General features: G+C 69.7%; 15 protein-coding genes and 1 tRNA gene. 13 read left to right on the top strand and 3 right to left on the bottom strand.

Annotated elements, in window-relative coordinates; all coding sequences use genetic code 11:
* Window position 1 precedes the first annotated feature (1 nt).
* Window positions 2-91: transfer RNA gene (locus ACLFOB_RS05860), tRNA-Ser, on the bottom strand.
* A gap of 224 nt (window positions 92-315) precedes the next feature.
* Here ACLFOB_RS05860 and ACLFOB_RS05855 point away from each other — a divergent pair.
* From ACLFOB_RS05855 to ACLFOB_RS05825, 7 genes are all read left to right on the top strand, one after another.
* Window positions 316-1233, top strand: a complete 918-nt coding sequence (locus ACLFOB_RS05855) for an SPOR domain-containing protein (RefSeq protein WP_410918353.1) — start codon at window positions 316-318, stop codon at window positions 1231-1233.
* A 130-nt stretch (window positions 1234-1363) separates the two neighbouring features.
* Window positions 1364-2542, top strand: coding sequence for a D-alanyl-D-alanine carboxypeptidase family protein (locus ACLFOB_RS05850; RefSeq protein ID WP_410925438.1), 1179 nt, complete (start codon window positions 1364-1366; stop codon window positions 2540-2542).
* Entirely contained in the window at window positions 2539-3165 is a 627-nt protein-coding gene (tmk, locus tag ACLFOB_RS05845; RefSeq protein WP_410917468.1) for a dTMP kinase, read from the top strand. Before ACLFOB_RS05850 ends, tmk begins: the two co-directional genes overlap by 4 nt.
* On the top strand, window positions 3162-4286 hold the full coding sequence (locus ACLFOB_RS05840) for a DNA polymerase III subunit delta' (protein ID WP_410925436.1): 1125 nt from the start codon (window positions 3162-3164) through the stop codon (window positions 4284-4286). The genes tmk and ACLFOB_RS05840 overlap by 4 nt, the downstream gene beginning before the upstream one ends.
* A 45-nt stretch (window positions 4287-4331) precedes the next feature.
* Window positions 4332-5117, top strand: a complete 786-nt coding sequence (locus tag ACLFOB_RS05835) for a TatD family hydrolase (protein WP_410917470.1) — start codon at window positions 4332-4334, stop codon at window positions 5115-5117.
* Entirely contained in the window at window positions 5090-5914 is an 825-nt protein-coding gene (locus ACLFOB_RS05830) for an MBL fold metallo-hydrolase (protein ID WP_410917471.1), read from the top strand. The genes ACLFOB_RS05835 and ACLFOB_RS05830 overlap by 28 nt, the downstream gene beginning before the upstream one ends.
* A gap of 16 nt (window positions 5915-5930) precedes the next feature.
* Window positions 5931-6857, top strand: a complete 927-nt coding sequence (locus ACLFOB_RS05825) for an AEC family transporter (protein ID WP_410917472.1) — start codon at window positions 5931-5933, stop codon at window positions 6855-6857.
* Window positions 6858-6862: 5 nt separating this feature from the next.
* On the opposite strand, the gene speB is transcribed toward ACLFOB_RS05825, so the two are convergent.
* Window positions 6863-7795, bottom strand: coding sequence for an agmatinase (speB, locus tag ACLFOB_RS05820; protein ID WP_410925434.1), 933 nt, complete (start codon window positions 7793-7795; stop codon window positions 6863-6865).
* A gap of 234 nt (window positions 7796-8029) precedes the next feature.
* Here speB and ACLFOB_RS05815 point away from each other — a divergent pair, with 234 nt between their 5' ends.
* From ACLFOB_RS05815 to ACLFOB_RS05805, 3 genes are all read left to right on the top strand, one after another.
* Window positions 8030-8590, top strand: coding sequence for a L,D-transpeptidase (locus ACLFOB_RS05815; protein ID WP_410917477.1), 561 nt, complete (start codon window positions 8030-8032; stop codon window positions 8588-8590).
* 112 nt (window positions 8591-8702) lie between these two features.
* Window positions 8703-8918, top strand: coding sequence for a hypothetical protein (locus tag ACLFOB_RS05810; protein ID WP_410925432.1), 216 nt, complete (start codon window positions 8703-8705; stop codon window positions 8916-8918).
* Between the two features lie 70 nt (window positions 8919-8988).
* A complete protein-coding gene (locus tag ACLFOB_RS05805; protein ID WP_410925430.1) occupies window positions 8989-10164 on the top strand; it encodes a geranylgeranyl reductase family protein in 1176 nt (391 codons plus the stop codon).
* A 4-nt stretch (window positions 10165-10168) separates the two neighbouring features.
* Here the strand turns inward: ACLFOB_RS05805 and ACLFOB_RS05800 are convergent, their stop codons facing one another.
* The gene (locus tag ACLFOB_RS05800; RefSeq protein ID WP_410917475.1) at window positions 10169-10603 is read right to left on the bottom strand and encodes a thioredoxin domain-containing protein; all 435 of its coding nucleotides are present in this window, start codon (window positions 10601-10603) and stop codon (window positions 10169-10171) included.
* Between the two features lie 233 nt (window positions 10604-10836).
* Between ACLFOB_RS05800 and ACLFOB_RS05795 the strand changes: the two genes are divergently transcribed.
* From ACLFOB_RS05795 to ACLFOB_RS05785, 3 genes are read left to right on the top strand one after another with little or no spacing between them, the layout of a single operon-like run.
* Window positions 10837-11598, top strand: a complete 762-nt coding sequence (locus ACLFOB_RS05795) for an ABC transporter ATP-binding protein (protein WP_410925428.1) — start codon at window positions 10837-10839, stop codon at window positions 11596-11598.
* A 10-nt stretch (window positions 11599-11608) separates the two neighbouring features.
* Window positions 11609-12613 carry a branched-chain amino acid ABC transporter permease gene (locus ACLFOB_RS05790; protein ID WP_410925426.1) on the top strand — a complete coding sequence of 335 codons (1005 nt, stop codon included), beginning with the start codon at window positions 11609-11611 and terminating at the stop codon, window positions 12611-12613.
* A complete protein-coding gene (locus tag ACLFOB_RS05785; RefSeq protein ID WP_410925424.1) occupies window positions 12610-13677 on the top strand; it encodes a branched-chain amino acid ABC transporter permease in 1068 nt (355 codons plus the stop codon). The genes ACLFOB_RS05790 and ACLFOB_RS05785 overlap by 4 nt, the downstream gene beginning before the upstream one ends.
* Window positions 13678-13684 lie beyond the last annotated feature (7 nt).

Here is a 13684-nt window from a genome sequence, read left to right as displayed (position 1 = left end):
GTGGCGGAGGAGGTGGGATTCGAACCCACGGTGCGCAATCACGCACGCCGGTTTTCAAGACCGGTGCATTCGACCGCTCTGCCACTCCTCCGGTCGGGGTCGGATAGAAGGTGGCACCCGATTCGGGAAGAGCGGAAGGGCTGCAGGCTTTCCTTGCAAGCAGGAACGCGGTATCTTCCCAATGAAGGCGCATGGCCGGACCGCCCGGCCGACCCGCATGGGCAGGTGCCGTCGTTCCCGCATGGCGGCGGGACGGGGCGCAACGACGACGGGACCGGGGTCAACCCCGGCCACGAGCAGGCAAGGAACGAAGTCATGACATATTCGGTTGGACCCCGCAGGTCCCGCGCATCTGCCACGCGCGCCCTATTGCTCGCGGGCGCCGCGATCGCGCTGGCGGGCTGCGGCGAAGAGGGCGGCATGGGTTTCCTGTCGCGCGGCGCGGACGAAGCGCCGGCCGAGACGGAGGTCTCGCGGTCGGTGCGGCTGGTCGAGCGGGACGTCGAGGCGCCGGAGGTGTTCCAGGTCACGGAGGCGGGGCTCTGGGATGGGCGCCCCTCGCTGGGCGGAGTCTGGGTCGCGCATCCGGACGTGGGCGAGCCCGAGCGCGTGATCATCCGCAACACGGCGAACGGCGATTTCGTGATCGGTGCGCTTTTCCGCCGCGAGCGCGAGGCGCCGGGGCCGCGGCTGCAGGTCTCGTCCGACGCGGCCGGCGCGCTTGGGCTGCTGGCGGGACAGCCGCAGCGGCTGGAGGTGACGGCGCTGCGTCGCGAGGAGGTGACCGAAGGGTCCGCAGAGGAAGCGGAAACCGGGGAGCAAGCGGAAACCGCAGAGGCCCTGCCCGAGGCCGCGGAAATCGCCGAAACGCCGCTGGAACCGGCGGAGGCCGACGGACAGGACACGGAGGCAGAACCGCAGCCCGCCGCCGCGCAGGCCCAGCCGGAGCAGGACCCGGAGCAGGACCCGGAGCAGGCACCGAGGCCGCGCGCCTTGGGTCCGTCGCGGCCCTACGTCCAGATCGGCATCTTCAGCATCGAGGAAAACGCGCGCAACACGGCCACCGCGATGCGCCAGGCCGGTATGGTGCCGGAGGTGCGCGAGCAGTTCAGCCAGGGCAAGACCTTCTGGAGGGTGCTGGTCGGGCCCGCGCCCGACGAGCGCGATCTTGCCGCGCTGCTTGACAAGGCGCGCGATCAGGGTTTTGCCGATGCCTACGCGGTGCGCGATTGATCGGGAGGACCGAGGGGCGCGCTGCGCGACCCGTCGAACCCGCCGGGCCGTGAGTTGCTCGTCGCGCGCCGCATTGCCGCGGCGACGCGGCAGGCCCGCACCGCCCAGCCGAGAGGAGCCTTGTCCGGGGATGCCCTTCGATTTCGCGCTCAGTCCCATGCGCCGCGTCGCCGCCGCGCTTGCGCTCGTGTTCGCCGCCGCACCGGCCGCAGCCTTCGATACCCAGGCCGAGGCGGCCTATGTCGTCGATTACAACACCGGGACCGTGCTTCTGGAAAAGAATGCGCACGACCCGCTGCCGCCCTCGTCGATGTCGAAGCTGATGACGCTATACATGCTCTTCGAGGCGTTGCGCGACATCGACTCGCTGACGCTCGAGACGCGCTTTCCGGTGTCCGAGCGGGCGGCGGCGATGGGCGGGTCGTCGATGTTTCTCAACCCCTCGGACCGGCCGACGGTGGAGGAACTGATCCGCGGCATCGTGGTGCAATCCGGCAACGACGCGACCGTGGTCGTGGCAGAGGGGCTATCGGGGTCCGAGGAGGCCTTTGCACAGCTGATGAACGACCGTGCGCAGATGCTGGGCATGACGGAGTCGACCTTCGTCAATTCCAGCGGCTGGCCGCACCCCGAACACCGGATGAGCATGCGCGATCTGGGCATCCTGACGGTGCGCCTGATCTCGGATTTCCCCGAGTTCTACGAGTATTTCGCAGAGGAGAAGTTCGAGTTCGACGGGCGCGTGCCGTCCAATCATTTCAACCGCAACCCGCTTCTGGGGCTCGACATCGGGGCCGACGGGCTGAAGACCGGACACACGCAGGAGGCGGGATACGGCCTTGTCGGCTCGGCCGTGCAGGGCGGGCGCCGCGTGGTCTTCGTGGTCAACGGGCTGCCCTCGCGCGAGGCGCGCGCGGCGGAAAGCCAGCGCATCCTCAACTGGGCCTTCCGCCAGTTCGTCGAGCGCGAGGTGGTGGCCGAGGGCCGGCAGATCGCGGAGGCGCCGGTCTGGATGGGGGCGGCCGAGAGCGTGAACCTCGTGGCCGCGGCGGGACGCACCATGCTGCTGCCCGTCCTTGCGCAGGACTTGGTGCCGGGCGAGGCGATCTTCGACGCCCCGATCACGGCGCCGATCGCCGCGGGCGACGTGCTGGGCGAACTGATCCTGCGCCCCGAGGGTCTGCCCGAGGCGCGCGTGCCGCTGGTGGCCGATCGCGACGTGGCCGAGGGGGGCTTCGGACAGCGGCTGACGACGGTGGGCCGGATGCTGCTGGAGCAACTGGGCGATCGCGCAGGGGGCACGCTTTGACCGGCAAGGGCCGGTTCATCACCTTCGAGGGCATAGACGGCTCGGGCAAGTCCACGCAGGCGCGCCTGCTGGCCGAACGTCTGCGAACCCAAGGCCGCGAAGTGACGCTTACGCGCGAGCCCGGCGGCTCGCCCGGGGCCGAGGAAATCCGCGATTTGCTGCTGACCGGGGCGCCCGACCGCTGGTCTGCCGAGACCGAGATCCTGCTCTTTACCGCCGCCCGCCGCGACCATCTCGAGCGTCGCATCGCCCCCGCGCTGGCGGCGGGTCAAGTGGTGATCTGCGACCGCTTCGCCGACAGCACGCGGGTCTATCAGGGCGCCACGCGCGGCGACCTGCGCGGTCTGGTGGACCAGTTGCATGGCCTGATGATCGGGCGGGAGCCGGACCTGACCCTGCTGATCGACATCGACCCCGATACCGGGTGGCGCCGGGCCAAGGCACGCCCGGGCGCCGAGGCGCGGTTCGAGGATTTCGGCGCGGAACTGCAGGCGCGGCTGCGCGCGGGGTTCCTGGCGCTGGCCGAAGAGGCGCCGGAGCGCATCCGCGTGATCGACGGCCGCGGCAGCGCGGACGAGGTCGCAAAGGCAGTCGCGACGGCCGCGGGACCCATGCTGGCATGAGCGCCGAGACGCTCGACCTGCCGGAACCCGACCGGCTGGAGGGCGCCCCGCACCCGCGCCACACGGCGCGTCTTTTCGGACAGGAAGCGGCAGAGCGCGCGTTTCTCGCCGCGCATGGTTCGGGGAGGCTGCATCACGGCTGGCTGCTCACGGGGCCGCGTGGCGTGGGCAAGGCCACGCTGGCCTGGCGCATAGCGCGTTTTTTGCTGACGCAGCCGCCGGATGCACCTCCGGGCCTCTTCGGCGCGCCGGAGCGCCCCGGCAGCCTTGACATCGACCCCGGGCACCCGGTCGCCCGGCGGGTGGCGGCGCTGTCGGAGCCCGGGCTCTTCCTGCTGCGGCGCGGCCCGAACGAGCGCGGCAATGCGCTGTCGGACGCGATCCGGGTGGAGGAGGTGCGCAAGCTCAAGAGCTTCCTTGCGCTTTCCAACGCAGAGGGCGGGCCGCGCGTGGTGATCGTGGATGCCGCCGACGAGCTGAACGTCAACGCCGCCAACGCGGTGCTCAAGCTGCTGGAGGAGCCGCCGGCGCGCGCCACGCTGCTGCTGGTCAGCCATCAGCCCGCGCGGCTCTTGCCCACGATCCGCTCGCGCTGCCGCAGCCTGCCGCTGGCGCCGCTCTCCGAGGCCGACCTTGCCGCCGCGCTGGCGCAGGCGGGGGTGGAGGCCGAGGGCGGCAGCGGCGCGCTCGCCGCGCTCTCGGGCGGCTCGGTGGGCGCAGCCGTCTCGCTCGCGCAGGAGGGGGGCGCTGCGCTTTACGCAGAGCTGATGGGCGTGCTGGCCTCCCTGCCCCGGCTCGACCGCCCGGCGGCGCTGGCGCTTTCGGAGCGCGCCGCGGGCCCGGGATCGGAGGCCCGCCGCGACCTGCTGTTCGAACTGATCGACCACGCGCTCGCTCGCCTTGCGCGCACCGGGGCCACCGGACGCCCCCCCGCGCCGGAGGCCGCGCCGGGCGAGGCGGAGACGCTTCTGCGCCTTTCGCCCGATCCTGCCGCCGCGCGCGGCTGGGCCGAGCTTGCGCCGGTTGTGGGCGGGCGGCTGCGGCACGGCCGGGCGGTCAATCTTGACCCCGCTTCGCTCATCCTAGATACCCTGCACACCATCGCGAACCGGGCCCGCTGACGGCCCATTGCAGCGCAACCCCAGCGCCCCGGAGCCGGACAGGACATGCCGCCGCGCATCACGGACAGCCATTGCCATCTGGACTTTCCCGGCCTCGTGGAAGAGGTCGACGGTGTCGTGGCACGCGCCAGGGCCGCTGGTGTGCACCGCATGGTGACGATCTGCACCAGGCTGCGGAACCTCGACACGGTAAAGGATTTGGCTGCGCGGCACGACGGCGTCTTTTACGCCGCGGGCACCCACCCGATGAGCGCCGCGGAAGAGCCGATGGCAAGCGTCGAGGAACTGATCGCGCTGGCCGAGGATCCGCTCTGCGTGGGGCTTGGCGAAACCGGGCTGGACTATCACTACACCGCGGACAGCGCAGACGTGCAGCAGGAAAGCCTGCGCCGCCACATCGAGGCCGCGCAGGAAACCGGGCTGCCGCTGATCATCCACGCCCGCGATGCCGACGCCGACATGGCCAGCCTTCTGTCGGAGGGGCACGCGCGCAAGCCGTTCACCTGCGTGATGCACTGCTTCTCGTCCGGTGAGGGGCTGGCGCGGGCCGCCCTGGACCTGGGGTTCTATCTGTCGATGTCGGGCATCGCGGCCTTTCCGAAGTCGGGGGAGCTGCGCGCCATCTTCGCCGCCGCGCCGCTCGACCGGATCCTGGTGGAGACCGACAGCCCCTATCTCGCGCCACCGCCCCATCGCGGCAAGCGCAACGAGCCGGCCTATGTCGTGCACACCGCGCAGGTGGCGGCCGAGCTTTACGGCCTGTCCTACGAGGATTTCGCCTCCGCGACCGAGGCGAACTTCGAGTGCCTCTTTCCGAGGGCCGCGGCGTGAGCGGCGAGTTGCGCTTCACCATCCTTGGCTGCGGGTCGTCGGGGGGCGTGCCGCGGCTGGGCGGGATCTGGGGCGATTGCGACCCCACCAATCCGAAGAACACGCGCCGCCGCTGTTCCATGCTGATCGAACGCGAGGCAGGTGGCGGGGTCACGCGGGTTCTGATCGACACCTCGCCCGACCTGCGCCAGCAGCTTCTGGACGCGGGCGTGGGCGAGCTGGACGCCGTGGTCTACACCCATTCCCATGCCGATCACGTGCACGGCCTGGACGACCTGCGCATGATCGTCTTCAACATGCGCCGCCGCCTGCCGGTCTGGGCCGACGGCGACACGCAGAACGACCTCTTCTCGCGTTTCGGCTACGCCTTCGTGCAGCCCGAGGACAGCCCCTATCCCCCGATCCTCGACATGCACACCATCCGCGACGAGGTGCGGGTGGAGGGGGCTGGCGGGTTGATCGCGCTGAGGCCCATCAAGGTCGGGCACGGCACGATCGACGCGCTGGGCTTCCGCATCGGGCCGCTGGCCTATCTGCCCGACGTGGCCGAGATCTACGAGGACGCCTGGCAGGTGCTTGAGGGGCTCGACTGCTGGGTGCTCGACGCGCTCCGGCGCACGCCACACCCCACCCATGCGCATCTCGACCGCGCGCTGGAGTGGATCGCGCAGGCGCAGCCCCGGCGCGCGGTGCTGACCAACATGCACATCGACATGGATCATGCGGCGGTCGAACGGGACACGCCCGCGCACGTCACCCCCGCCTACGACGGGATGGTGATCCGCTACCCGCTGTGAGCGGCAGGCGCGGCCCGTGCAGGCGCTGATCGAGGTCATCCTGCCCGTCTTCCTGGTGATGGGCTTCGGCTATCTCGCGGTCTGGCGGGGGCTCTTTTCCGATTCCGCGGTGGACGGGCTGATGTCCTTCACCCAGAATTTCGCGATTCCCTGCCTGCTCTTCCGCGCGATCTCGACCCTCGACCTGGGGCAGGAATTCGACCCCGCACTGCTCTTCTCCTTCTACGCGGGCGCGCTTGCGGGCTTCGCCGCGGGGCTTCTGGGCGCGCGCTACATCTTCGGACGCGACTGGGAGGATGCGGTCGCCATCGGCTTCGTCGGGCTCTTTTCCAACTCGCTGCTCCTGGGCCTGCCGATCACCGAGCGCGCCTATGGCGCGGAGGCGCTGGCCGGCAACTACGCCATCGTCGCGCTGCACGCGCCTTTCTGCTACGGTGTGGGGATCGTGGCGATGGAACTTGCCCGCGCGCGCACCGCGACCCGCGCGCTTCTGCGGCAGCTCGCGGGACAGCTTCTGCGCAACGCGCTGGTGATCGGCATCCTGCTGGGCTTCGCGGTGAACCTGACCGGGCTCGCGCTGCCGGTGCCGGTGACCGACGCGCTCGACCTGATGATCCGCGCGGCCTTGCCTGCTGCGCTCTTCGGGCTGGGCGGCGTGCTCTACCGCTACCGCCCCGAGGGCGACATGCGGACCATCGCCTTTGTCGTGGCGGTATCGCTGCTGCTGCATCCGCTGGTGACATGGGGTCTGGGCCGCGCCTTCGGGCTGCCCGAGGCGGGCCTCCGGTCGGCGGTAATGACGGCCGCCATGGCGCCCGGCGTGAACGCCTACATCTTCGCCAATCTCTACGGCCGGGCGCGGCGCATCGCGGCCTCGTCGGTTCTCATCGCCACCGCGCTCTCGGTTCTCACGATCTGGGTCTGGCTGCACGTCCTGCCATAGAGGCCTCAGGGCAGGACGCAGAGCATTTCGTAGAGCAGGTTCGCGGCCAGAAGCGCCGTGTTCCCCGTGGGGTCGTAGGGCGGCGAGACCTCGACCAGGTCGCAGCCGACAAGGTTCAGCCCCGCGCAGCCGCGCACGATCTCAAGTGCCTGCCAGCTCGACAGGCCGCCGGGCTCCGCGGTCCCGGTGCCGGGCGCGAAGGCGGGATCGAGGCTGTCGATGTCGAAGCTCAGATAGACCGGCGCGTCGCCCACCGTGGCGCGCACCTGGTCCATCAGCGGCGCGGCCGAGCGGTGCCAAAGGGCTTCGGCCTGCACCACGGTCCAGCCCTGCGCGCGGCCCCAGTCGAAATCGCCCGCGGCGTAGCCTGTCCCGCGCAGCCCGATCTGGACCACGCGCTCGTTGCGCAGCAGATCCTCCTCCCACGCGCGGCGGAAGGGGCAGCCATGCGCGGCCTCTTCGCCGAACATCGCCTCGTTGGTGTCGGCATGGGCGTCGACGTGGATCAGCGCCACGGGACCGTGCCGCTCTGCCACCGCCCGCAGGACGGGCCAGGTCAGCGTGTGATCGCCGCCCAGCGTCAGCGGCACGGTGCCGTGGCCAAGGATGGCGCGGTAGTGTTCGGCGATGATCCCGACCGACTTTTTCAGGTCGAAGGTGTTGACCGGCACGTCGCCGATGTCGGCCACCTGCATCCGCTCGAAGGGCGCGGCGCCGGTCGCCATGTTGAAAGGCCGGAGCATCCGGCTTTCGTCGCGGATCTGGCGGGGCCCCAGCCGCGTGCCCGGCCGGTTCGAGGTGCCGGTGTCCAGCGGCACGCCGACGAAGCAGGCATCCAGCCCCTCTGCCGTCTGCTGCGCGGGCAGGCGCATCATGGTTGCCGGACCGCCGAAGCGCGGCATCTCGTTGCCGCCCAGCGGCTGGTTGAAGCGGGACATTCAGCGGTCCTCCCCGCATGTGGCTGGAAATGGTCCCGCCCCCTACTCCGCCGCATGCTTGCCGCCGGTGTCAACCGGCATGCGCCGGTCGGCTTCCTTCGGAAAGGCCCGGCTGGAGCCGGGGCGCGGGAACGTGATGCGACCCGGACCCGAATCGGCTACGCAGTTGTTGATTTGAGCGAGAGCGGTGGCAAGATGCCGCCGCGCATGGCCCTGAAAAGAGAGCACAAGACCATGATTGACCGCCGCACCCTTCTTGCCGTTGGCACCGCCGCGCTCGCGCTGCCGGGCGCCGCCGCCGCACAGGTGCAACTGCCACCGCGCCTTCGGCCGCAGCGCGTGACGATGAGCAGCGATATCGAGGCGCCCTATCTGATCGTGCTGCCGCGCAGCCATTTCCTCTATTTCGTGGACCGGCCCGGCGAGGGCCTGCGTTACGGCGTGGGCGTGGGCCGCGCGGGACTCGAGTTCACCGGCGACGCGGTGATCGAGGTGAAGAAGGAATGGCCCACCTGGCGGCCCACCGACGAGATGATCGAGCGGGATCCGGAGGAATACGAGCGCTTCAAGGACAACGATTACGTCCAGCCCGGCGGACCGTCCAACCCGCTGGGGGCGCGGGCGCTCTATCTCTTCCAGAACGGGCGGGACACGTTCTACCGCATCCACGGGACGAACGCGCCCTCGACGATCGGACAGTCGGTGTCGAACGGCTGCATCCGGATGCTCAACGAGCATGTCGTCGACCTGTATGAGCGTGTCCCGATCGGAACCCCGGTCACCGTGATGCTGTAGTGTCGGCCCGGTCCGGCAGGCTTTCGCCTGCAGCGCGCCCGATTTCGGCCATAATCCCCTCGTTAACCTTTTCGGTGACAGGGTGTGTGGCGCGCAGTAGAGCGGAGGACTCATGGCATTCGCAGCGGTTTTACTTGGCGCTGTCGGCGGCATTGCCGCGGCCGTGGTGGCACTGGCGATGGGCGCGGGCCTACTCACGGCATTGAGCGTCTATGCCCTGGGCGGCGGAGCGCTGGCGGCGTTGCTGATCGGGATGGCGGCGCTGCGGCCTGCGCCGCGGCACATTCGGCGCGGTTACGTCGCATCCGGGGCGCGGACGGAGTATTGAGGCGCGTCTGCATGGTGGCGCGCCGCCGCGCCTGTTAGACCTGCGCCGGACGCAGCTGCGGGGCCGGACCATGCATGATTACGACCTCCTGGTGATCGGCGCGGGTCCGGCCGGTGCGGCGGCTGCACTGGCGGCGGCGCGCGCCGGCCTTCGCGTGGCGCTGGCCGACCGGCACGCCTTTCCACGCAACAAGCTCTGCGGCGGCGGCGTGACGGGCCGCGCGCGGGCCGAGGCGATGGCCTTGCTGGGTCGTCCCCTGCCCCCGTCGCTGCTGGAGCCGCGCGGTCGCTTCGCTTTCTACGCGGGCGGCGCCGCGCTGGGCGAGATCAAGGGCGTGCCGCCGGTCTGGATGACCACGCGCATGGGCTTCGATGCGCATCTTGTCGAGGCCGCGCTCGCGGCGGGCGCGGCCGATCACACTGGCCGCCCGGTGGCCGAGGTGGAGCCCGACGCCCCCGCGGTCCGCTTCCGCGACGGCGATCGGCTGACGGCACGGCTGATCGTTGGTGCCGACGGCGCCAACAGCGTCGTCGCGCGGGCGCTGTACGGCATCCCCTTCGACCCCGCGCGCATCGGCTTTGCGCTGGAGGTCGAGGCGCCGCCGCCGGACGCGCCGGAAGACGCCCCGGTGCGGATTGATTTCGGCGCGGCGGACTGGGGCTATGGCTGGAGCTTTCCAAAGTCGGGCAGCACGACGGTGGGGGTGGGCGGCTTGCATGCACGCAACCCGGCGATGAAGACCGCGATGCGCGCCTACATGGACCTGCTCGACGTGGACAGCGCGCGCGTGAAGGTCCAGGGCGCCTTCGTGCCGTTCGGCGAGGTGCGCCGCAAGCCGGGGCGCGGCGCGGTGCTGCTGACCGGCGATGCCGCGGGGCTGGTGGATCCGGTCACCGGAGAGGGCATCGCCTACGCGCTGGCGAGTGGCCGGATGGCGGGCGAGGCTGCCGCGCGCGCGCTGGCCGAGGGGCGGCCCGAGACGGCGCTTGGACAATACCACCGTGCGTTGAAACCCATCCGCCGCTCTCTGGGTCAGGCGCGACTCCTGCAACACGTCATCCACGGCTCGGCGCTGCGCGATGGGTTCCTCTCGGCCTTCCGCCGCTCGGGGCGGCTGCGCTACGACTACATGCGGATGCTGGCGGGCGAGATGGAATACGGCGATATCGCCCTGCGCACCGTCAGGCGCCTTCCCGCGCTGGCAAGCCGCGCGCTGGCGGCGCGGCTGAGCCCGGCAAGGGGCTGAGCGGTCAGCCCAGCCGCCCGATCCAGGCCTCGATTTCGGGCGCGCGCATCGCGCCGCTCTGACGCGCGCGCTCGCGTCCGCCGGCCCAGCCCACCATCGTGGGGATGCCGCGGATACCGTGCGACGCGCCCGCCTGCGGGAAGTCCTGCGTGTTGAGCTTGACCAGCCGCGCGCGCCCCTTCAGCGCACCCGCAGCCTTGGAGAACTCGGGCGCCATCATCCGGCACGGTCCGCACCACGGCGCCCAGAAGTCCGCGACCAGCGGCACGTCGTCGGTGCGCGCGGCCTTGTCCAGGATCTTCGGGTCCACCTCGATCGGCTTGCCCGGCATCAGGGCCGCGCCGCAGGTGCCGCATTTCGGTCCTGCGTCCAGCCGGTCTGCCGGCACCCGGTTCACCTGTCCGCAATCGAGGCAGGTCAGCTTCCTCGCGGCACTCATCGCGCTTCTCCGCAAACATATTCGACTGCGGAAATATAATGGGCTCCGCTGCATCCGCAAGCATCGGGTCACGTTGCGCCCCCCTGACCGGCGCGCAAAAAAGTTGCGCGGCGCCCAATGTCGGCTAGTCTGGATCTCACTGCGCCATGCCCGGGGGAGAGGCCGCGCGGACCAACGGGGAGGACCGGCGCAGGGGCGAAAGACCCCGCCCGGGCAGGGAGCGTGCAAAGGGGATGCTGAGCGTCAGCGACCTTCACCTGTCCTTCGGCGGCATCAAGGCGCTGCAGGGCATCAGCTTTACGGCGAAGCCGGGCGAGATCACCGGCGTGATCGGCCCCAATGGCGCCGGCAAGACAAGCCTCTTCAACGCGATATCCGGCTTCTACAGGCCCGACCGCGGCAGCGTCTCCTTCGAGGGGCGCGACATCACCGCGCTTTCGCCCGACAAGCGCGCGGAACTGGGCATCGCGCGCACCTTCCAGAACATCGCGCTTTTTCGCGGCATGACCGTGCTCGACAACATCAAGCTGGGCGGGCACTCGCGACTCGGCGCGAACCTCTGGCAGGCGCTGACCTATTTCGGCCCTGCGCGGCGCGAGGAGCTGGCCTTTCGCGCGGAGATCGAGGAGCGGGTGATCGACTTTCTCGAGATCGACCACATCCGCAAGGCGCCGATCACCGCCCTGCCCTACGGGCTGCAGAAACGGGTGGAGCTTGGCCGGGCGCTGGCGATGCAGCCCAAGGTGCTGATGCTGGACGAGCCGGTGGCCGGCATGAACCGCGAAGAGACCGCCGACATGGCGCGCTTCATCCTCGACGTGCAGGAAGAGTTCGGCACCACCATCCTGCTGGTCGAGCACGACATGGGGCTGGTGATGGACATCTGCGCGCACATCGTGGTGCTGAACTTCGGCCAGCAGATCGCCGCCGGCACGCCCGCCGAGGTCAGCCGCGACGACGAGGTGATCGAGGCCTATCTGGGCGCCGCGGCCTGAAGGGGGAAAGATGGGGCAGTTCCTGCAGTTCGCGATCAACGGGCTGATGTCGGGCGCGATCTATGCGCTGATCGCGGTGGGCATCGTCTCGGTCTTCAAGGCGACCAGGGTCGTCAATTTCGCCCATGGCTACGTCATCATGGTGGGCGCGTATTTCTATTACACCTTCGCCGTGCTGGTGCCGGGGATGGAGTGGGCGCCCGCCTGGCTCGCCTCCTGGCAGCCCGCCTGGCTGACCGCGATGCGCGCGGACCTGCCGATGATGTCGCCCATGGGGCCGGTGCTCGACTGGGTGCAGAACCTGCCGCGCATCGTCTTCGGGCTGGCGGGCGCGGTGCTCGCCAACGCGGCGCTGGGGCTGGTGATCGAGCGCACGATGATGCGGCCGCTGATGGGGCAGTCGGTCTTTGCCATGATCATGATAACGGTGGGCCTGATCTCGATCCTCGCGGGCGCGGCGCAGCTCGTCTGGACGGCGGATGCAGATTTCGTCCCGCACATCGCGCCCAACGCGCCGGTCCGGTTCGAGATGTTCGGCTCCACGATCTTCCTCTTCGGAGCGGACATCGTGAACATGATCGTGGCACTGCTGATCTTCGGCGCGATCGTGGCGATGGTGCGCTTCACCAAGTCGGGCGTGGCGATCCGCGCCACGGCAGAGGACCAGTCCACCGCCTATTCCATGGGCATCTCGGTGCCCAAGGTGTTCAGCCGCGCCTGGATGCTGGCGGCCGCCACGGGCGCCATCGCGGGCGCGATCCTTGCCACCCGCAACGGCATCTCGCCCTCGCTCGGGCTCTTCGGCTTCTCGGTGCTTGCCATCGTGCTGATGGGCGGACTCGACAGTTACGTGGGCGTCTTCATCGCCGCGCTCGCGGTCGGCGTGCTGGAGGCGATGACGCAGTGGCAGCTGGGCGGCGACTGGGCCGAGATCGTGCCTTACGTCGCGGTGCTGATCGTGATCCTGATCCGGCCGCACGGCCTCTTCGGTCAGAAGGAGGTCGAGCGGATATGATCACCGGCAATCTCAGGTCGTCCTACGCCGCCGACGAGCGGATCTTCGATAACCGCAACAAGCGGGCCTTCTTCATCGCGTCGCTGGCGGTGCTGGCGCTGATTGCGGGCTTTGCCAACGACTACATCGTCCTCATCGCCTGCAAGATGGGCATCCTGCTGATCGCGGTCGTGGGCGTGAACGTTCTGACCGGCTACACAGGTCTCATATCGCTGGGCCACGCGGCCTTCGTCGCGGTGGGGGCCTATACGGTCACGATCTTCCACAACGGCTTCGCCGGCGTGATTCCCGACGGGCTGATGACGCTGATCGCGATCCCCGTGGCGGTGGCGGTCAGCGCGGTGGTGGGGATCGTCGTGGGCCTGCCCTCGCTCCGGGTGAAGGGCCTCTATCTCGCGGTGACGACGCTGAGTGCGAACTTCATCGTGATCTTCCTGATCGAGCAGGACCTGTTTGCGCCCTGGACCGGCGGCATGGTGGGGATCAACACGCCGGCGCCCAATTTCTTCGGCTGGGTGCTCGACACCCGCGAAGAGATGTTCATCCTGATCGCGGCGTTCAGCGTGCTCACCCTGCTTGCCGTGCAGAACCTCTTTCGCACGCGGGTGGGCCGCGCCTTCATCGCGATCCGCGACCGCGACTATTCGGCCGAGATCCTTGGGATCTCGCTTCTGCGCTACAAGCTGACGAGCTTCGCGATCTCGGCGGCGCTCTGCGGGCTGTCGGGCGCGCTCTTCGCCTATTTCTACGCCCGTGTCCTGCCCGAGCAGTTCGAGCTTGCGCTGTCGCTGGAGCTGGTGGCGGCGCTGATCGTGGGCGGCATGGGGCGCACGATGGGTCCGGTCTTCGGCGTTTTCGTGATCGTCATGGTGCCCGAGGTCATCAAGTCGATCTTCGGCTTGGCCACGGGCGGCGAGGCGGGCATGGCACAGCTTCTGGCGCCCCTGCAGGACATCGCCTTCGGCCTGCTGATCGTGCTGTTCCTGCTCTTCGAGCCCCTCGGGCTGAACCACATGGCGGACCGGGCGCTGAGAGCGATGAACCGCTGGCCCTTTGCGCGCTGAGACCCAA

The organism is Rhodosalinus sp., assembly GCF_046542825.1.
Lineage (GTDB): Bacteria > Pseudomonadota > Alphaproteobacteria > Rhodobacterales > Rhodobacteraceae > Rhodosalinus.
Note: the sequence above shows the minus strand (reverse complement) of the source record. Positions and strands in the feature narration are given on the sequence as shown.

Coding starts and splice junctions, on each gene's coding strand:
- ACLFOB_RS05840 (WP_410925436.1), top strand. CDS start 3,162: ATGAGCGCCGAGACGCTCGACCTGCCGGAACCCGACCGGCTGGAGGGC.
- ACLFOB_RS05835 (WP_410917470.1), top strand. CDS start 4,332: ATGCCGCCGCGCATCACGGACAGCCATTGCCATCTGGACTTTCCCGGC.
- ACLFOB_RS05805 (WP_410925430.1), top strand. CDS start 8,989: ATGCATGATTACGACCTCCTGGTGATCGGCGCGGGTCCGGCCGGTGCG.
- speB (WP_410925434.1), bottom strand. CDS start 7,795: ATGTCCCGCTTCAACCAGCCGCTGGGCGGCAACGAGATGCCGCGCTTC.
- ACLFOB_RS05790 (WP_410925426.1), top strand. CDS start 11,609: ATGGGGCAGTTCCTGCAGTTCGCGATCAACGGGCTGATGTCGGGCGCG.
- ACLFOB_RS05855 (WP_410918353.1), top strand. CDS start 316: ATGACATATTCGGTTGGACCCCGCAGGTCCCGCGCATCTGCCACGCGC.
- ACLFOB_RS05785 (WP_410925424.1), top strand. CDS start 12,610: ATGATCACCGGCAATCTCAGGTCGTCCTACGCCGCCGACGAGCGGATC.
- ACLFOB_RS05810 (WP_410925432.1), top strand. CDS start 8,703: ATGGCATTCGCAGCGGTTTTACTTGGCGCTGTCGGCGGCATTGCCGCG.
- ACLFOB_RS05800 (WP_410917475.1), bottom strand. CDS start 10,603: ATGAGTGCCGCGAGGAAGCTGACCTGCCTCGATTGCGGACAGGTGAAC.
- ACLFOB_RS05795 (WP_410925428.1), top strand. CDS start 10,837: ATGCTGAGCGTCAGCGACCTTCACCTGTCCTTCGGCGGCATCAAGGCG.
- ACLFOB_RS05815 (WP_410917477.1), top strand. CDS start 8,030: ATGATTGACCGCCGCACCCTTCTTGCCGTTGGCACCGCCGCGCTCGCG.
- ACLFOB_RS05850 (WP_410925438.1), top strand. CDS start 1,364: ATGCCCTTCGATTTCGCGCTCAGTCCCATGCGCCGCGTCGCCGCCGCG.